This window comes from Type-E symbiont of Plautia stali, from assembly GCF_059731115.1.
The window spans coordinates 3,209,164-3,227,824 of the sequence record NZ_AP035906.1 but is presented as its reverse complement, the minus strand read 5'-3'; the positions used below and the strand labels follow the sequence as shown (position 1 = coordinate 3,227,824).

At 54.0% G+C, this 18,661-nt stretch carries 18 protein-coding genes; 4 read left to right on the top strand and 14 right to left on the bottom strand.

The genetic code is table 11. The features are described from left to right. Positions 1 to 39: 39 nt before the first annotated feature. The 3 genes from AC6I8L_RS14830 to trxC all read right to left on the bottom strand — a co-directional run bounded on the left by AC6I8L_RS14830 (position 40) and on the right by trxC (position 2,086). Positions 40 to 810 (bottom strand): YaeF family permuted papain-like enzyme, encoded by a 771-nt coding sequence (locus tag AC6I8L_RS14830; RefSeq protein ID WP_058959191.1) that lies wholly within the window; start codon positions 808 to 810, stop codon positions 40 to 42. A gap of 85 nt (positions 811 to 895) precedes the next feature. Then, positions 896 to 1,588 (bottom strand): tRNA-uridine aminocarboxypropyltransferase, encoded by a 693-nt coding sequence (locus AC6I8L_RS14825; RefSeq protein WP_058959190.1) that lies wholly within the window; start codon positions 1,586 to 1,588, stop codon positions 896 to 898. Positions 1,589 to 1,666: 78 nt separating this feature from the next. Beyond that, positions 1,667 to 2,086, bottom strand: coding sequence for a thioredoxin TrxC (gene trxC / locus AC6I8L_RS14820; protein WP_038645267.1), 420 nt, complete (start codon positions 2,084 to 2,086; stop codon positions 1,667 to 1,669). 156 nt (positions 2,087 to 2,242) lie between these two features. On the opposite strand from trxC, the gene AC6I8L_RS14815 reads away from it, so the two are divergent. Further along, positions 2,243 to 3,358, top strand: coding sequence for a tRNA/rRNA methyltransferase (locus tag AC6I8L_RS14815; RefSeq protein WP_058959189.1), 1,116 nt, complete (start codon positions 2,243 to 2,245; stop codon positions 3,356 to 3,358). A 39-nt stretch (positions 3,359 to 3,397) separates the two neighbouring features. On the opposite strand, the gene emrB is transcribed toward AC6I8L_RS14815, so the two are convergent. The 11 genes from emrB to AC6I8L_RS14760 all read right to left on the bottom strand — a co-directional run bounded on the left by emrB (position 3,398) and on the right by AC6I8L_RS14760 (position 15,692). Then, a complete protein-coding gene (gene emrB / locus AC6I8L_RS14810; protein ID WP_141399025.1) occupies positions 3,398 to 4,936 on the bottom strand; it encodes a multidrug efflux MFS transporter permease subunit EmrB in 1,539 nt (512 codons plus the stop codon). 14 nt (positions 4,937 to 4,950) lie between these two features. After that, positions 4,951 to 6,123: a multidrug efflux MFS transporter periplasmic adaptor subunit EmrA gene (emrA, locus tag AC6I8L_RS14805; protein WP_034825939.1), complete on the bottom strand. Its 1,173-nt coding sequence runs from the start codon at positions 6,121 to 6,123 to the stop codon at positions 4,951 to 4,953. Between the two features lie 149 nt (positions 6,124 to 6,272). After that, positions 6,273 to 6,803, bottom strand: coding sequence for a transcriptional repressor MprA (gene mprA / locus AC6I8L_RS14800; protein WP_034825472.1), 531 nt, complete (start codon positions 6,801 to 6,803; stop codon positions 6,273 to 6,275). 653 nt (positions 6,804 to 7,456) lie between these two features. Further along, a complete protein-coding gene (gene proX / locus AC6I8L_RS14795; RefSeq protein WP_058959187.1) occupies positions 7,457 to 8,452 on the bottom strand; it encodes a glycine betaine/L-proline ABC transporter substrate-binding protein ProX in 996 nt (331 codons plus the stop codon). A gap of 63 nt (positions 8,453 to 8,515) precedes the next feature. Then, entirely contained in the window at positions 8,516 to 9,700 is a 1,185-nt protein-coding gene (gene proW / locus AC6I8L_RS14790) for a glycine betaine/L-proline ABC transporter permease ProW (RefSeq protein ID WP_058959186.1), read from the bottom strand. Further along, positions 9,697 to 10,893 carry a glycine betaine/L-proline ABC transporter ATP-binding protein ProV gene (gene proV, locus AC6I8L_RS14785; RefSeq protein ID WP_034825478.1) on the bottom strand — a complete coding sequence of 399 codons (1,197 nt, stop codon included), beginning with the start codon at positions 10,891 to 10,893 and terminating at the stop codon, positions 9,697 to 9,699. Before proV ends, proW begins: the two co-directional genes overlap by 4 nt. A gap of 412 nt (positions 10,894 to 11,305) precedes the next feature. Beyond that, entirely contained in the window at positions 11,306 to 12,265 is a 960-nt protein-coding gene (gene nrdF, locus AC6I8L_RS14780) for a class 1b ribonucleoside-diphosphate reductase subunit beta (RefSeq protein ID WP_034825940.1), read from the bottom strand. 8 nt (positions 12,266 to 12,273) lie between these two features. Next, positions 12,274 to 14,412 (bottom strand): class 1b ribonucleoside-diphosphate reductase subunit alpha, encoded by a 2,139-nt coding sequence (nrdE, locus tag AC6I8L_RS14775; protein ID WP_072226465.1) that lies wholly within the window; start codon positions 14,410 to 14,412, stop codon positions 12,274 to 12,276. Beyond that, positions 14,391 to 14,795, bottom strand: coding sequence for a class Ib ribonucleoside-diphosphate reductase assembly flavoprotein NrdI (gene nrdI / locus AC6I8L_RS14770; protein ID WP_034825480.1), 405 nt, complete (start codon positions 14,793 to 14,795; stop codon positions 14,391 to 14,393). Before nrdI ends, nrdE begins: the two co-directional genes overlap by 22 nt. Before the next feature lie 4 nt (positions 14,796 to 14,799). Beyond that, positions 14,800 to 15,042 carry a redoxin NrdH gene (locus AC6I8L_RS14765; protein ID WP_038645282.1) on the bottom strand — a complete coding sequence of 81 codons (243 nt, stop codon included), beginning with the start codon at positions 15,040 to 15,042 and terminating at the stop codon, positions 14,800 to 14,802. 332 nt (positions 15,043 to 15,374) lie between these two features. Next, positions 15,375 to 15,692: a DUF883 family protein gene (locus AC6I8L_RS14760; RefSeq protein WP_058959185.1), complete on the bottom strand. Its 318-nt coding sequence runs from the start codon at positions 15,690 to 15,692 to the stop codon at positions 15,375 to 15,377. Between the two features lie 149 nt (positions 15,693 to 15,841). Here AC6I8L_RS14760 and AC6I8L_RS14755 point away from each other — a divergent pair, with 149 nt between their 5' ends. The 3 genes from AC6I8L_RS14755 (at position 15,842) to mmuM (ending at position 18,649) form a co-directional block, all read left to right on the top strand. Beyond that, positions 15,842 to 16,180 carry a DUF2002 family protein gene (locus tag AC6I8L_RS14755; RefSeq protein ID WP_058959184.1) on the top strand — a complete coding sequence of 113 codons (339 nt, stop codon included), beginning with the start codon at positions 15,842 to 15,844 and terminating at the stop codon, positions 16,178 to 16,180. 134 nt (positions 16,181 to 16,314) lie between these two features. After that, on the top strand, positions 16,315 to 17,724 hold the full coding sequence (mmuP, locus tag AC6I8L_RS14750; RefSeq protein WP_058959183.1) for an S-methylmethionine permease: 1,410 nt from the start codon (positions 16,315 to 16,317) through the stop codon (positions 17,722 to 17,724). Next, positions 17,714 to 18,649 carry a homocysteine S-methyltransferase gene (gene mmuM / locus AC6I8L_RS14745; protein ID WP_058959182.1) on the top strand — a complete coding sequence of 312 codons (936 nt, stop codon included), beginning with the start codon at positions 17,714 to 17,716 and terminating at the stop codon, positions 18,647 to 18,649. Before mmuP ends, mmuM begins: the two co-directional genes overlap by 11 nt. The last annotated feature ends 12 nt before the right edge of the window (positions 18,650 to 18,661 follow it).

The window sequence follows — 18,661 nt, the reverse complement described above, 5'->3', positions numbered from 1 at the left end:
CGCTCCCGACATCAAGATTGGCATGATTGTAAACGCTTTTTACTCTGCTTGCCGACTCGCCGATCGCAGGCTGAGGATCTCTTTAAGGTTCCAGCGCTTTAAATGGCCGATGTACTGCATATTCTGCTCGCTATGCCATGCTGAGACATCTCCATCACGCAGATGCATGAGATCAGCCGGACTGACCCAGCTCGCCTGTCCCTGAAGTAGCTCGACGCCTGCATGGCGATATCCTGCGATGACGAATTCTGAGCAGAAGAAGCGATTGGCTTGAGGATCGTCAACGTCGGCGAGTTGCACGCGCGCTAATGCAGTGAGACAGGCACTACGTAGATTTTCATGCATCAGCGGCAGCTCGCAGACGCGGCGCGAAACCATAAACGGCATGAACATCACGATACCTTTGAAATTGTATTTTTTGCCTTGTTGCTGGTGGGCAAATTCGCGCAACAGCGAGCTTTGGTCTTGAGTGAGGCTGGGCACGCGTAGCACCAACACATTATTACTCTCCTCAATAGCCTGTTGCAGCGGAATGATTTTGACACCACTGCCCACGGCTTCCGCCACTTGCCGATCACCCAGGTAGATTGCGGCATGGCTGACACCGCTGAAGCTAATCAGGCGAATGCCCCAGGATTGAGGCGAGGTGGCGGAGGAGAGCAGCAAATCACCGGGCTGCAATTCAGCAACGCTAATGATGCCACCTGGGCGTGTGCTAACGGATTGTAACTGCAGTGGGTAAGGGCGGTCAGTTTGCGGTGCCGTGCTGCAGCCCGCTATCAGCAGCACAACAAGCCACCAGACTTTCATAGCGCATCATCCTTATGTTGGGAGCCAACTCCATGGCGATGTGCGACTATAAATCAAACGGACGAGTTAAAAAATCAGGCGATCCCTACAGCACACTTTCCTGATAGTGCACAGGATGATGCGGCTTGCCTGCCAAATAAGCGTGACGGAAATGCTCAAAATGCTGCTGTAACGCGCTTGCTGCCTCAGCATCGCCAGCCTGTTCCAGCAGCGCGGCGGCCACTTCAGCGGTACAGTGCTGGCCCTCGCCGTGCGCTTCCCGCAGCGTGTAGCGCGACGGTGTGGAAACGTTGAGTGACATCACCGGGAACGCATCCAGCCAGGGGCTTTTGCGGAACATTTTGCGGGCTTCGGTCCAGGTGCCATCCAGCATAATAAATAGCGGTGGTTTGCCGGTGAGCGGAGGTGTGGTGAGGACTTCCCTGCCTGCATCGGCATACGAGCCCGGAAATACTACCAGTGGCTGATAATCGGCGGTTTGCACTGCTGCGAGCATCGCTTCATCAGGTTCGGTGCGTGACCAGCCAAACGCCAGCGTATCAGGCAGGATATCGGCGATCAGTCGCCCCGTATTACTGGGTTTCATTGGCTCGGTATCGAACATCACCAGACAAAAACGGCTGCGTGCTTGCTGTGGCTGCAGGGTGGCGCACAGGCAGTTTTTTTGCGGCAACAGACAACGCTGGCAACGCAACACGCGATTGCCACGGGCAAGAAACGGGCGCGTAGCGCGTGCTAAACGTTGCGCACGTAAGCGCAGAACGGCATTTTCAGACATAGAATCGCAGGCAGGAAAAAACGCCAGTTTAATGGAAGGCTAACGGCAAGGCCAGCACAGGGGGCTGGCCTGAGGTGCTTAAAGTGATTCGTCGAGCCACTCATTAAACGGCGCTTTGGGCATTGCCCCGTTTAACATGTCGACCATCTCACCTTTTTTGAACACCATAATGGTCGGGATACTGCGGATGCGGAAGCGTGAGCTGAGTGCCGGTTCGGCTTCCGTGTTCACTTTCACAAAGCGCACTTTACCGCGGCGTTCGTCAGCGACATCCTTAAAAACAGGCGCGAAGTTCACGCACGGGCCGCACCACGGCGCCCAAAAGTCGATCACCACGGGCAAATCGTCCTGCAAATATTTATCCAGCGTAGCTGCCGTGGCATTCACGACTTCACCATTAAACAGCTCGTCGCCACAGCGACCACACTTGGCGCCATCGGCAATACGTTCCTCGGGAACGCGGTTAGTTGCCTGACAGGAGGCACATACAGTATTCATCGTCACCTCAAACCGGACCTGTAAATGTTATGATTGCCGAACATTATGAAAAGGTTGAGTGCTATGCTCAATCTGGATTGCCCAATAGGTTCAATAGTTGATAGCTAAGCTCCAGCACATCAGGTAATCTTCGCGCTCTCAATGCAGGAGGAACAAATGAACGACGAATTTAAAGGCAAAAGCGGCAAGGTAAAAGTGATGTATGTACGTGATGAGGATGCAGGCCAAAAGCCAAATCCCCGTACCGGCAAAGGCGGCCGTCCTGCTGCGCGCCAGGAAGATAATCGTCGTTCTGGTCCTCGTACTGCACGTAATAATGAAGAAGGTGGTCGCAGCAGTGCAGGTGGACGCGGAACGCCCGCGCGTGATGCACGCAATGCTGACCGCGGTCGCAGCTTCGGTCGTCGCGATGATCGTGATGACAATCGCAGCTTCGGTGATTCTCCGTGGCGCACCGTTTCTCGTCCGCCAGTGGCTGATGACAGCCAGGTTGATGATGCAGCCAGCAACAAGCCGGTGATCGATCCCGAGCAGATTCGCCGTCAGCGTCAGGAAGAGACGCGCGTTTACGGCGAAAATGCCTGCCAGGCGCTGTTTGCCAGCCGCCCAGAGAGCATTGTACGTGCCTGGTTTATCCAGAGCGTCACCCCGCGCTTCCGCGAAACGCTACGCTGGTTAGCGGCCAACCGTAAAGCCTACCACGTAGTGGATGATGCCGATCTGACTAAGGCTTCAGGCACCGAACACCACGGCGGCGTGTGCTTCATCATCAAGAAGCGTATGGGAATGGAAGTCTCTGAGTGGCTGAAAAAAGCGGATACCAGGGATTGCGTGCTGGCGCTGGAAGATGTCAGCAACCCGCACAATCTCGGTGGCATCATGCGTAGCTGCGCACACTTCGGTGTGAAAGGTTTGCTGGTTAACGATGCTTCCCTGCTGGAATCGGGTGCGGCAGTACGTACTGCCGAAGGTGGCGCAGAACATGTGCAGGCGATCAGCGGTGAAAGTTTTGCCAGCGGTCTGGAAGCCTTCCGCAAAGCGGGTTACACCATCGTGACGACTTCAAGCCATGAAGGCACGCCGCTGGCGAAAGCTGAGCTGCCAGCCAAAATGGTGTTGGTACTGGGTCAGGAGCGTGAAGGTCTGTCCGACAGCGCCTTCCAGCAGGGTGATATCAGCCTGTCGATTGGCGGTACCGGCAACGTTGAGAGTCTTAACGTCTCCGTTGCCACCGGCATTCTGCTCGCCGAATGGTGGCGTCAGAACGCATAAAAGAAAACGGGCCGAAAGGCCCGTTTTTGTTTCTATAGTTTAGTGCGCACCACCGCCGCCACCGCCCGCACCAAATGGCGGACGAGCAAACCACACCAAGACCAGCAGGATTAAAAACACTCCCGCCGATGCCCAGAAGATCTCGTTCGCCGAGATAATCAGGCCCTGATTGGTAATTTGCTGTGCGATATAGGCTGATGCCTGCTGCTGCGTCATGCCCATGCTTTGCAGCTGGTCATACATTTGCTGCGAATTCGGATTGAATGGGTTCACCGATTCCGACAGGTAGCTGTGATGCATCGATTCGCGATCCGTCCACATGGTGGTAGTGATCGACGTTCCGATAGAACCCGCCAGCGTACGCACAAAGTTCGACAGGCTTGATGCTGCTGCCATACGCTCTGGCGGCAACCCTGACAGCGTAATGGTGGTCAGTGGCATAAAGAAGCACGCCACGGCAAAGCCCTGAATAAACTGCGGCCATGCCGACGCACCAAAATCCATCCCCGGCTCAAACGTATACGCACGCCAGTAGAAGCACACCGCGTACATGATAAAGCTGAAGGTCACCAATCGCCGCATATCCAGCTTGTGGGCAAAGCGACCAATGATGGGCGACAGGATCACCGGAATGATGCCGACCGGCGCTGACGCCAATCCTGCCCAGGTGGCGGTGTAGCCATATACCTCCTGCAGCAACTGGGGCAGCAATACGATCGAGCCGAAGTAGAGCATGTAAGCCAGACTGATCGACAAACAGCCGATGGTGAAATTTCGCTTTTTAAACAGCGATAAATCGACAATCGGATGGTCGTCCGTTAGCTCCCACACCAACAACACTGCCAGCGCCACCACGGCGACTACCGTGAGTACGATGATTTCCGTGGAGCCAAACCAGTCGAGTTCTTTACCCCGGTCGAGCATCACCTGCAGCGAACCAATCCCCACGACCAACAGCACCAGACCGACGATATCAATCGGGCGGATCTCGGTTTTGGTTTCACGTCCACGCAAAGTCTGCAAGGTCAGGGCCACAACCACAACCCCAATCGGCACGTTGATAAAGAAGATCCAACCCCAGTGATAGTTATCACTGATCCAGCCGCCGAGAATCGGACCGCAGATCGGCGCAACGATCACCGTCATCGCCCACAGCGAAAGCGCCACGCTGCGCTTCGCGGGCGGGTAGTTATTCAGTAGCAAACTTTGCGACAGCGGAATCAATGGACCGGCAACCACACCCTGAATGATACGGAAGAAGATCAGCATCTCCAGACTTTCTGACATGCCGCAGGCCCATGAGGCCAGCACAAACAGAATGGTCGACCAGGTAAACAGCTTCACTTCACCGATACGTTTGGCTAGCCAACCGGTAATCGGTATCGAGATGGCGTTTGCCACCCCGAATGAGGTAATCACCCAGGTGCCCTGTGAGTTCGAGGCACCAAGGTTACCGGCGATCGTTGGAATCGCCACGTTAGCAATGGTGGAGTCGAGAACCTGCATAAACGTCGCCAATGATAAGGCGATGGTCATCAGGACTAACGGCGCACCTTCAAGCGGTTTTTGTGCCATCACAGCCTCCCGCGGAATTAATCGGCGTTGGCACGGACGATATCAGTAATCAGCTTGTTAACCGGCGCGAGGTCGATTGCCAATGCGTTACTTTCATACGCCGCTTGTGGACGCACGCTACTGGCCAGTGTGGCCCCGTCTTTGTTCTGGGTATCCACTTTGACTAAGGTGGAGAGACCAATACGCAGCGGGTGTTCGGCCACCTGTTGCGGGTCCAGCTCAATACGCACCGGTAAACGCTGAACCACTTTGATCCAGTTACCTGTCGCATTCTGCGCCGGCAGCAGAGAGAAGGCGCTGCCGGTGCCCATATCCAGACCGACAACTTTGCCGTGATACTCCACGTCATCACCGTAAATATCGCTGATTACGGTAGCGGGCTGACCGATGCGCACACCGGAAAGCTGCGTTTCTTTGAAGTTGGCATCAATCCACAAATTCGTGGCAGGCACTACCGCCAGCAGCGGCGTGCTGGTGGAGATCTGCGAACCGACCTGAACACTACGACGCGAAATATAGCCATCCATTGGACTACGGATATCGGTGCGCTGCAGCGCCAGCCAGGCATCACGCAGTTCAGCCGCGCTTTGTTTGACGGCGGGTTGCTGTTCCAGATCGGTGTTCAGGATCATCGCCTGGTTCGCGTTGTACTGCTGCACGGCGACATCAAGTTGCGCTTTCGCCGTGGCCACGGCATCACGTGAGTGCTGCAGTTCTTCACGACCAATCAGGTTTGATGCACCCAGCGGCTCACGACGTTTCAGATCGGCTTCAGCCTGATCCAGAGCGGTCTGTTGCAGCTTGATGGTGGCCTGATACTGCTTGCCGTTGATCATCAACTGATGCGTCTGGCGGACGCTGGTGGCCAGTGCAGTCTGCGCTTTTTCAAACGCCTGCTCCGCATCGGTTTTATCCAGCGACACCAAAATATCGCCTTTTTTCACGAAGTCAGTGTCATCGAACCAGACTTTATTCACGCTGCCGGAAACCTGTGCCATCACCTGCACCTGATTACCTGACACATAGGCGTCATCGGTTTCCTGGAAATGGCGCAGCACCAAATACCAGTAGGCCAGGTACGCCACCCCAATCAATACAAACACGATAGCCAGCAGGATCAGCACACCTTTGCGCTTCTTCTTTTTATTCGCTGGCTGTTGCGGGCTTTGCGCTTCCGCGGTCGCACTCATGTTGTTCTCCACGTTTTCCATTTAGCCGGGCTGTGTTGATCCTTCAACACGGTTTCCCGAGTCGAAAAAGCCAGCGTATTAGACGCTGGCCGGATAAAAGGGGATTAAAATAGCGATTTCGGAAGGTGATTGTGTCGCACTTCTTGCTATTAGCGCGACAGGGAAGCGATAACCTGATCTTCATCCATTTTATCAAGACGGTTAAGCAACTTGCGCGTAATCGCTTCCAGCTGATCCTGCTCAGATGTTGAAAGCGAAGACCACAGATACTGCAGGCTCTGATGCTGCGGTGGCAGCAACTGACGTAAGAATTCGTTACCTTTTTCAGTCAGGTGCAGATGCAGGCAGCGACGGTCATTATCGCTCTCACGGCGCTCGATCCAGCCGCGTTTTTCCAGCTCATCAGCAATACGCGTCGCATTAGTACGTGAAGAACCCAGTGCAGAACTCAGTTCTGAAGGCTGGATGCTCTGGTTTTCCTGCGCATCAAGTGTGATCAGCGCCATGAATAAGGTCTCGTTAATTCCCTGTGCCTTCAACATCTTGTTGCGGTTATCCAGCAGTTTTCCCTGCATATGCATGCACAGACGAGTCAGGATGATTTCCTGCAACGGAAAATCTTTATGGCGGTTAGCACGGATGTTCAGCATCTGTTCAATGGGAGTAAACGAACTTTCCATTTTAAAAAAAACCTCTTAGTTGCAACTGGTATAGTAAGGATGGTGACAGATTAAGCGTAGTCATATTTTCCGCCAGTGATTGTTCGCACGATCACATTGTCAACATCTGGCATTCCAGGTCGTTCCATAACCCTGGGCACTTCGCCCTGACAACGTGCCACGCAGGATGGTTACATTGTCATCAATTCACATCATGAAATATTTTTAAGAAAAAATAATTTCTCAAGAAAAAATAACTCTGGTGAATAACTGTGCTGCTAACCATAACAAACTCAATCATCAATGAATAGTCTCACTCACGTGATTGGGTTGGTCTTTACGCTTTCTAAACACTTTAGCTGAACGCATTACATCACGAAATCAATGGGTTAATTAACTTAATCGTAACAATTCCGGTACCAATACCGTACCAGCTAAAATGATGAATTGCATTCGTTGAGAGAATTTAACCTCAGGCAGCGCAGAGATAAGTCTCGGCTTAGCAGCATTCAGGGCGGAAGAAAGGCGTAGATAATCATTTGTGGTTAATAGTAACCCAAAAAATTATTTCAATGGTGTGTTAATTGACAGGACGTACCAGTGCGCTATAACGCACGAACTGTGCGGGGATTGAGAACAAAAGCGGCCAAAAGGCCGCTTTTAAGGGAAGAGAATTACTTTGCCGCCGCTTGTGCGTCAGAAATCCACTTATCAAACTCGGCCTGATGGCCTTTGATCCAGCCATCTACGTGACGATTGATGTCAGCTTCAGAAGCCTGACCCGCATGCATGGCCGCGTTTTCGGCGTTGATATCACCAATCGGCAATTTCATTTCAGCAAACAGTTTTGCCGCCGCCGGGTTCTTCTCAGCCCAGGCTTTGTTGGCCACAATGTGCATAGTGTTGACCGGGAAACCGTAATTTTTACCATTAGGCAGTTTGGTGTCCACTTTGCTCTGCTCTCCTGGCAGGGAAGAGAATGGCACCTGCAGCCAAACCACATCTTTACCCGGTTTGAGCACGTCGCTCAGCCAGTAAGGTGTCCAGGTGTAATAAAGGATAGGTTTGCCTTGCTTGTAGCGTGCCAGGGTGTCAGCCACCATTGCTGAATAGTTACCCATGTTGGCCGTAACCGTATCCGCCAGGCCATAGGCTTTATTCTGGTGGTTAATCACTGCTTCACAGCCCCAACCCGGCGTACAGCCCGTCATGTCGGCTTTGCCATCACCGTTGCTGTCGAACAGTTTGGCGATTTTCGGGTCTTTAAGCTGTTCGATGTTGGTGATGTGATACTGCTCGGCGGTTTTCTTATCGATCAGATAACCCTGGGCAGCACCGCCAACGTAAGTGCCTTCACGGTAAAACTTGTTATCACCGCCTGCAGCTTTATACATGTCGTCATGCAGCGGTTTCCAGTTAGTGGCTATAAAGGTGGCATCACCCGCCGCGATGGTGGTGTAGGCCACGTTGTAATCGACTTCGCCCGGCTTCTCAACGGTGTAGCCCAGTTTTTCCAGCGCGCGGCTGACAATCAGCGTCTGGAAAGTTTCTTCTGCGATGGTGCTTTGCAGCGGTTTAACGGTGATGCCTTTACCCGGCAGGTCGGCGGCGGACACGTGCGTCGCGGCGAACGTCGTCAGGACGGCAGCGAACAGAGCTGTCTTGCGCATAGTCATTCCTTATTTTACGTGTTGCGTCGGAGACGGACGGCCACGCTGGGCCGTCCATAGAAATCAGGCTTTTTTACTGAAGGGGCGCAGCAGCAAGCCAATTGGACCGGTGCTGTACCAGTGACGGTTGCCACGGCTGCGGCTGTCGCGGGCGACCGACTGAGTCAGGCGATCAAGGATAATTGCCAGAATCACGATGCCTACGCCACCGACAGTTGCCAGACCCATATCTAAACGACCGATACCGCGCAGCACCATCTGGCCTAAGCCACCCACAGCGATCATCGATGCGATAACCACCATCGACAGCGCCAGCATCAGCGTCTGGTTCACACCGGCCATAATGGTCGGCATCGCCAGCGGCAACTGTACTTTAAACAGCATCTGACGCGGGCTGGCACCAAAGGATTCGCTCGCTTCGATCAAATCGGCGGGCACCTGCTTAATGCCGAGAATGGTCAGACGAACCATCGGCGGTAGCGCAAAGATAATGGTCACCACCACGCCTGGCACGTTACCGATACCGAACAGCATCACGATTGGCACTAAATACACGAAGGCTGGCGTGGTCTGCATTGCATCCAGCAACGGACGAATAATGCGTGCCGCACGTTCACTGCGTGCCAGCCAAATCCCCAGCGGGAGGCCGATGATGATGCAGAACAGCAGGGCAGTCAGTACCAGCGCCAGTGTCACCATCGCTTGCGACCACGCGCCAATAGCACCAATCGCAATCAAGGAAATGAGGGTAGCAATCCCCATGGCTGGGCTGGCAATTTGCCAGGCAATCAACGCAAATACCACAATCGCCACGGGCGCGGGCATGCCCAGCAGCAACTGCTGGAATGCGCTGAGGATATAGTCGACCGGCACGCGAATGCCCTGGAACACCGGGCGGAAATGGCTGACGACCCAGTCGATGCCTTCGGTCACCCAGCTGTCGAGTGGGATCCAGGTCTTGTGGAACGGATCCATGATATTAAAATGCTCGGGAGCCGGAGCGGGCGCGCTGTTGAGCCAGTCGCTGCTACTGGCGGCACTGCTGGCGGCATCATGTCCACCGCTCGCCGCTGAAGGATCGCCCCATGCATCGGCGGAACCGCTGCTGGACGTGCTGTCGGCGGGTGCGCTGCTGCTACTGCCGCCCCAGGGATCGCTACTGCTGGCTGCCGCGCTCGAATCTGTGGTCGCGGGTTGCTGCGTGGTCTGGCTGGCGCTATCCCACGGATTGCTGGTTTGTTCACTCATGACTGGGCTCCTTCACGATCTAAAGCGCGCAATAGCATGCTTTTGGAAATAATACCGACGTACTGATTCTCCTCGCCCACCACCGGCACCGCGCAGGGCGCTTGTGCAACGTGGGAGAGCAAATCGTTCAGTGAGGTATCCGCAGGAACCGCTAACGGCGTCTCAAGCAGGGCGCTATCCAGACCTTCACCCGCAGCCAGTGCCGCTTTAAGTGAATCGGTTGAAACTACGCCGACAAATTTCTGTTTCTCCAGCACATAGCCATATTCGCGGTCTTCATCCTGAAGCAGTTTAATGGCGGAACGTGGGCCAAAACCGGCCGCTTTACGAATCAGTGCGCCGGCGCTACGACGGGCAATGTCCCTGGCGCTAAACACATGGCTAATATCGACACCCCGGAAGAAGGTGCGCACATAATCGTTAGCGGGATTATTCAGGATTTCATCCGGCGTACCGACCTGTACCACTTCGCCACCCTGCATGATGGCGATGCGATCGCCAATACGCATCGCTTCATCGAGATCGTGAGAGATAAACACAATGGTACGCTGATGTTTCGCCTGCAGTTTGACCAGCTCATCCTGCATTTCGGTACGAATAAGCGGATCGAGGGCGGAGAAGGCTTCATCCATCAGTAAAATATCGGGATTGATCGCCAGCGCGCGCGCTAATCCGACACGTTGACGCATACCGCCGGAGAGTTCATCTGGATAGGAGTGAGCATAATTATCCAGTCCCACCTGACGCAATGCTTCCAGCGCTTTTTCCTGACGTTCCTGTAACGGCACGCCCGCTAATTCCATGCCGAAGGCGGTATTATTCAGCACCGTCATATGGGGCATTAATGCGAACGACTGGAATACCATGCTGATCTTATTTCTGCGTACTTCACGCAGTTCAGCATCCGATATTTTCGCAATATCGACACCGTCAATGATCACCTGGCCGCGAGTGGGCTCGATCAGACGATTGAGAAGGCGAACCATGGTGGATTTCCCTGAACCGGAGAGCCCCATGATGACGAAGATCTCGCCTTCTTCAATGGCCAGACTGGCATCTTTTACGCCGACGGAGAGACCGGTTTTCGCAAGAATACTCTCTTTGCTTTCGCCTTTCTCAATCAGCTTAAATGCCTTTTCGGGGTGATCCCCAAATACCTTATATAAATTCTTTACTTCGAGTTTAATTGCCATGCAGTAATTAATTTCCCGGTTAAATGTTTAGCTATTTCTTGTAATGATCTCGATTAAATTTAAGCGCCCTATAACCTAGCATAGTGAGAATATCTGACAACCCTTGGTTCGGATATTTGGCTGAGCGAGCGCGTGCAGATTGGCGATAATTCCAGTGCTCACAAGGGATGAGAGCGAATCATTTTTTTCTGAATTTTTTATGAAATTAACCCGCTTTCACGGCAAATGCTCAATGAAACACGAATAAATTGCGCTTATGTAGGCGATATAATGGACGAATTAATGGCGCTAAAATGACAAAATAATGAAGGTGAGAAACGCAAATAACGAGAGAATATTTGGTAATCTGAACGGGAAATATGAAGGCGCTGAAAGGGCGCGTTGTGGCGCGCCCTGTGCAGCAGGCCTGATGCTAGAAATTCCAGTCCTCGTCTTCGGTTTCCACGGCTTTTCCCATCACGTAGGAAGAACCTGAACCGGAGAAGAAATCGTGGTTTTCATCGGCATTCGGTGACAAAGCTGAGAGAATGGCAGGATTCACCGTCGTCAGCTCTGACGGGAACAACGCCTCATATCCCAGATTCATCAACGCCTTGTTAGCGTTGTAGTGCAGGAAGGTTTTCACCTCCTCTGCCCAACCCACATCCGCATACAGCGCTTCGGTGTACACCACTTCGTTTTCATACAGCGCCAGCAGCAAATCGATGGCAAATTGCTGCAGCTCTTCGCGGCGTGTATCGTCAACTTTTTCCAGTGCCTTCTGGTACTTGTAGCCGATGTAATATCCGTGCACCGCTTCATCGCGAATAATCAAACGAATCAGGTCAGCGGTGTTGGTCAATTTGCCACGGCTTGACCAGTACATCGGCAGCCAGAAACCGGAGTAGAACAGGAACGATTCCAGGAACACGCTGGCGATTTTCTTCTTCAGCGGGTCCTCGGCACGATAGTGCTCCAGCACAATCTTCGCCTTGTTCTGCAACGCTTCGTTCTCTTCACTCCAGCGATACGCCGCATCGACATCGGCGGTGTTACACAGGGTGGAGAAAATCGAGCTGTATGAACGCGCATGCACCGCTTCCATAAAGCTGATATTCGACAGCACCGCTTCTTCATGTGGCGTGATGGCGTCTTCCATCAGGCCCGGCGCGCCGATCACGTTCTGGATAGTGTCGAGCAGCGTCAAACCGGTAAACACACGAATGGTCAGCTGCTGCTGCTGGTGGTCCAGTGACTGCCACGCAGGCAGATCGTTGGACAACGGCACTTTTTCCGGCAGCCAGAAGTTGCTGGTCAGACGGTTCCACACTTCGAGGTCTTTTTCGTCCTGGATTCGGTTCCAGTTAATCGCTTGAATTTGTTTAAGTTGCATAGTTTTCATCACAATGAGCAGGAGACGCAGCCCTGGACTTCGGTGCCTTGCAGCGCCATCTGGCGCAGACGAATGTAATAGAGCGTTTTGATGCCTTTCTTCCACGCATAAATTTGCGCTTTGTTGATGTCACGCGTGGTGACGTCATCGCGGAAGAACAGCGTCAACGACAAGCCCTGATCGACGTGCTGCGTGGCTTCAGCGTAGGTATCAATAATCGCTTCCGGACCAATCTGGTACGCATCCTGATAGAGATCCAGATTCTCGTTGGTCATAAACGGCGCCGGATAGTAAACGCGGCCGGTTTTACCCTCTTTACGGATCTCAATGCGCGACACGATCGGGTGAATACTCGATGTCGCGTGATTGATATACGAGATCGAACCGGTTGGCGGCACCGCCTGTAAGTTCTGGTTAAACAAGCCGTGTTGCATCACTGATTCGCGCAATGCCTGCCAGTCTGCCTGCGTCGGTAACGCAATGCCTGCATCGGCAAAAATCTGTGCCACACGCGCGGTGCGCGGCAGCCAGGCACGATCCACATACTTATCGAAATAGTGGCCGTTGGCGTATTGGGACTGGGCAAAGCCATCAAAACTCTGTTTACGCTCTTGTGCCAGCAGGTTCGAGGTGCGCACCGCGTGATAGGTGACGCAGTAGAAGTAGAGATTGGTGAAATCCAGTGCCTCTTCCGAGCCATAAGCCATGCCTTCACGCGCCAGATAGCCGTGCAGGTTCATCTGACCCAGGCCCACCGCATGTGAACGACGATTGCCTTCGGCGACCGACGGCACCGAATTGATTTCGCTCATCTCAGAAACCGCCGTCAATGCGCGCACCGCGGTTTCAACGGTCTGCGCCAGATTGCGGGAATCCATAGCATGCGCGATGTTCAGCGAGCCGAGGTTACAGGAGATATCCTTGCCCACGCGGCGATAGTTAAGATCGTCATAGAATTCGCTGGCGCTGTTAACCTGCAAAATCTCCGAGCACAGGTTGCTCATATTGATGCGACCGGCAATCGGGTTATGACGGTTCACACTGTCTTCGTACATGATGTACGGATAGCCTGACTCAAACTGGATTTCGGCCAGCGTCTGGAAGAAATCACGCGGCTTGATGTAAGTCTTACGGATACGATCGTCGGCCAGCATCTCTTCATACAGTTCGCTGATGCTGATATCACCAAACGCTTTGCCGTAAATGCGCTCAACGTCATACGGCGAGAACAGCGCCATATCGCGATTCTCTTTCGCCAGTTGGAAGGTGATATCCGGAATCACCACACCGAGCGACAGCGTTTTGATACGGATCTTCTCATCGGCGTTTTCGCGTTTGGTATCAAGGAAGCGGAAGATATCGGGGTGATGCGCATTCAGCCACACCGCGCCCGCGCCCTGACGCGCACCAAGCTGATTGGCGTAAGAGAATGCATCTTCCAGCATTTTCATCACCGGAATTACGCCTGACGACTGGTTTTCGATGCGCTTAATCGGCGCACCGGATTCACGCAGGTTAGAGAGCAGGAACGCCACGCCGCCGCCGCGTTTTGACAACTGCAGCGCCGAGTTCACCGCACGCCCAATCGATTCCATATTGTCTTCGATGCGCAGCAGGAAGCACGAGACCAGCTCGCCGCGCTGCTGTTTACCGCAGTTGAGGAAGGTTGGAGTGGCTGGCTGGAAGCGGCCGCTGAGCATTTCTGCCAGCAATTCGCGTGACAGCGATTCGTTGCCGCGTGCCAGCGTCAGCGCCACCATGCAGGCGCGCTGCTCGAAGGTTTCCAGATAGCGTTTACCGTCGAAGGTTTTCAGCGTGTAGCTGGTGTAAAACTTCCACGCACCGAGGAAGGTGTGGAAACGGAAACCCCAGGCATCGGCTTCATCGTGCAGCTGGCACAGGAAACTGAAGTCGTACTGATTCAGTACCGTGGCTTCATAGTAGCCTTCCTCAACCAGATAGCGCAGGCGATCGGCCGCCGAGGCGAACTGTACGGTATTCGGCTCTACATGCTGCAGGAAGAACTGGCGCGTAGCCTCTTGATCTTTTTCGAACTGAATGCGGCCATCGGCGTCATACAGGTTCAGCATCGCATTGAGCGCGTGATAATCCAGCTGCGTGCTGTTCAGGGTGTCTGTCGTTGCCAAAATTGGGTTACTCCCGCTTTTACATTAGCGATATCGTCGGGGGTTCCCATCAGCTCAAAGCGGTAGAGATAAGGAACCTGACATTTCTGCGCAATGATGTCGCCTGCCAGGCAATAGCCTTCACCGAAGTTGCGGTTACCGGCAGCAATCACCCCGCGGATACCGCGTCGGTTGGCGTCATCATTTAGGAATTGAATCACTTGTCTGGGCACCGCACCCCGCGCACTGCCGCCGCCGTAGCTCGGCACCACTAAAATAAAGGGTTGGTCGATATGCAGGCGCTGCTTGCCATCAAGCGGTATGCGGCAAGCAGGCAGTCCCAGACGAGTGATAAATCGGTGCGTGTTTTCCGACTGGCTAGAGAAGTAGACCAGTGGGAACATCGCCTTATCCCCCGACTGCAGCGAGCTGGCGCAGGCTGGCGATTTTGTCAGGGCGGAAGCCGCTCCAGTGGTCATCATGGGTCATGACGACGGGCACCTGGCGATAGCCGAGGGATTTGAGGTTATCAATGGCTTCCGGTTGGGTATCGAGGTTGATCAGCTGATAGTCGATACCTTTACGGTCCATGGCATTTTTTGTCGCGTTGCACTGGACACAATTGTTTTTAGTGTAAATAATAATGCGCATGATTCGTATTTCCCTTTGGTTGCGGTCTGGATGCGAGATACGAAGCAAAATCCTATTTGCAGCGAACTTCGTCCTTGACGACATCTGGTAGCGAGTTGATGGGTTGAATACTAGATGTAGTGCTCGTGGCGGTCAAGCCCACCAGATATAGGGATTTTGTATTTTTATCTTCGGATAAATGCTAACACCAGAGATCATGCACCTTCCAGGCCCGAAAATTTTTTTGTAAAGGCGAGGGAGGCAAAATTTAGGTCAAATTTTGTGCGCTTTCATTTGCGGCAGGCACAAAAAAGCCCCGCAATCGCGAGGCTCTCTTTAAACGCTAATGATGGTTAACGGCGTGACATCAACAGCGCACCTAACACCAGACCCACGGCTGCACCGACACCCACGCCATGCCAGGGTTTGTCATGCACGTAGGCATCAACCTGATAACTGGCGTCACGCGCTGCCTGAGAAACGCGGCTGTTGCCGCCGTTCAGTTTTGCGCGGGTCTGCTTCAGCAGCGACTGTGCTTTACTGCGTGCGCTATCCACTTCATCTTTGGCTTCGCTGCCGTAAGATTTAAGTAATGCTTCGAGCGAATCTGCCAGCTCGTTTACATCCTGATTGATATCAATGTCATCGTTTTTGCTTACGCGATTAAACATTTTTTCGCTCCCTTTGATTTAACAAGTAATACTGAGTGTAGACGAAACGTGACTAAACGCAGGCGTATGCCAGGCTTTAGGGAAATTCCGAATGTCCTGTATGCCGGGCTGTTGTAAGGTTGCGGGGCTGTGAGAAGAGAGGAGCAAGCATGTATTTACGTCCGGATGAGGTAGCGCGCGTACTGGAAAAAGCAGGGTTCGAAATGGACACCCTGACGCCAAAAATTTACGGTTATCGTCGTGGTGAAAATTATGTCTACGTCAATCGCGAAGCGCGCATGGGCCGCACCGCATTGATCATTCACCCCACGCTGAAAGAGAAAAGTCAGCACTTTGCCGAGCCCGCCTCAGAAATGAAAACCTGCGATCATTACACCCAGTTCCCGCTTTATCTGATGGGTGAATCCCAGGAACATTACGGTATTCCGCACGGTTTTAGCTCGCGTATCGCGCTTGAGCGCTATCTGCAAGGCGTATTTGGCTCCTGATGTGGTGCCCCGTTGACGCGGGGCCACCCCCGACTTTTTAAAACCCTCACCCTTTGCCACGTTGCAAATTGACACGCTGGCGCGTATAACCCTGTGTCCATATAGATGTTCAGACGTCCATACGGATAAAAACCATGCAACAGCAGGAAATCCCTTCGCAGGAAAACTTTAAGCGCACCATGAAAGTGCGGCATCTGGTGATGCTGTCGCTGGGCGGTGTGATTGGCACCGGACTGTTCTTCAACACCGGCTATATCATCTCAACCACCGGGGCGGCGGGCACGCTACTGGCATATCTGATCGGCGCGCTGGTGGTGTGGCTGGTGATGGTATGTCTCGGCGAACTGGCCGTAGCGATACCGGAAACCGGCGCCTTCCATGTCTATGCTGCGCGCTATCTCAGCCCGGCAACCGGCTACACCGTGGCCTGGCTTTACTGGCTGACGTGGACGGTGGCGCTCGGCTCTAGCCTGACAGCTGCCGGATTCTGCATGCAATACTGGTTCCCGACCACGCCGGTGTGGCTGTGGTGTCTGGTGTTCTGTATCGCCATCTATCTGCTGAATATCGTCTCCACGCGCTTCTTCGCGGAAGGGGAGTTCTGGTTCTCCATCATCAAAGTGGTCACTATCATTGCCTTTATCATCCTCGGTGCGGGCGCGATGTTTGGCTTTATCCCGATGAAAGATGGCAGTGCCGCGCCGGGCCTGAGTAACCTGACGGCCTCAGGCTGGTTACCGCACGGCACCTTGCCGATTCTGATGACCATGGTGGCGGTGAACTTCGCTTTCTCCGGCACTGAGCTGATTGGTATTGCCGCTGGCGAAACCGAGCAGCCGCAGAAAGCGTTGCCGCTGGCGATCCGCACGACCGTAGCACGATTGATTATCTTCTTTATTGGTACAGTATTTGTGCTGGCGGCGTTGATCCCGATGGATCAGGCGGGCATCGTCAAAAGCCCGTTTGTGCTGGTGTTCGAGAAGATCGGTATTCCCTATGCGGCTGATATCTTCAATTTCGTGATCCTGACGGCGATCCTGTCCGCCGCCAACTCGGGTCTGTATGCATCGGGCAGGATGCTGTGGTCACTGGCGAATGAGAACACCTTGCCGCGCTGTTTCGCCCAGGTGAACCGCCGCGGGATTCCGGTGTTGGCGATCACCGTCAGTATGCTGGGCGGCCTGCTGGCGCTGTTCTCCAGCGTGATCGCGCCGGATACCGTATTTGTGGCGCTGTCAGCCATTTCAGGTTTTGCGGTGGTGGCGGTGTGGCTGAGTATCTGTGCCTCGCACTATGTGTTCCGTCGTCGCCACTTGGCCGCAGGCGGTTCGCTGCAACAACTCGCCTATCGCGCGCCATTCTATCCTCTAACGCCGATTCTCGGTTTCCTGCTGTGCCTGCTGGCGTGTGTAGGGCTGGCCTTCGATCCGTCGCAGCGTATTGCGCTGTGGTGTGGCATTCCATTTGTGCTGTTCTGCTATGCCGCATACCATGTCACGCATCGACGTAACCTGAAGGCCGGGGAGGCCAATGATGTCGCGTAATCCTGTCGCAGAAGCCTTAACACAACATGACACACTGATTCTGGATGGCGCGCTGGCCACCGAACTGGAGGCGCGCGGTTGCAATCTGGCCGATGCGCTCTGGTCTGCCAAAGTGCTGATGGAAAACCCTGAGCTGATTTATCAGGTGCATTACGACTATTTTGCGGCCGGCGCCAATGTGGCGATCACCGCCAGCTATCAGGCCACGCCGCAGGGCTTTGCGGCGCGTGGGCTGGATGAGGCGCAAGCGCTCACATTGATCGACCAAAGTGTGAAACTGGCACAACGTGCGCGTGATGATTATCGTGCGGCATCAGGCAGTGAAGCCGCTTTGCTGGTGGCCGGTTCCGTTGGGCCTTATGGCGCTTACCTTGCTAATGGTGCTGAGTATCGAGGTGATTACGCCCTGCCAGAAGCGGAGATGAAAGATTTCCATCGCCCACGCGTCAAGGCGCTGTTGGACGCGGGCGTGGATTTGCTGGCATGTGAAACCCTGCCGTCGTTTGCCGAAGCGCAGGCGCTGGTGAGTTTGCTGGCAGAGTACCCAAACAGCAGCGCCTGGTTCTCCTTCACCCTGTGTGATGCGCAGCACATCAGCGACGGCACGCCGCTGAGTCAGGTCGCTGAGCTGGTGAATGCGGCACCGCAAGTGGTGGCGATGGGCATCAACTGCGTAGCACTGGAGAGCGTGACACCGGCGCTGCAAACCTTGCAGGCGCTGTGTGCTAAACCGCTGCTGGTCTATCCCAACTCCGGTGAACAGTACGATGCGAGCAGCAAAACCTGGCACTCGGCGCCATCGGGCTGCACGCTGCAGGATAAATTCCCTGAGTGGCAACAAGCGGGCGCACGGCTGATTGGCGGCTGTTGCCGCACCACACCGCAGGATATCGCGGCGATTGCCGCCTGTTGTCAACCGCAATAAAGGCCAGAAAAG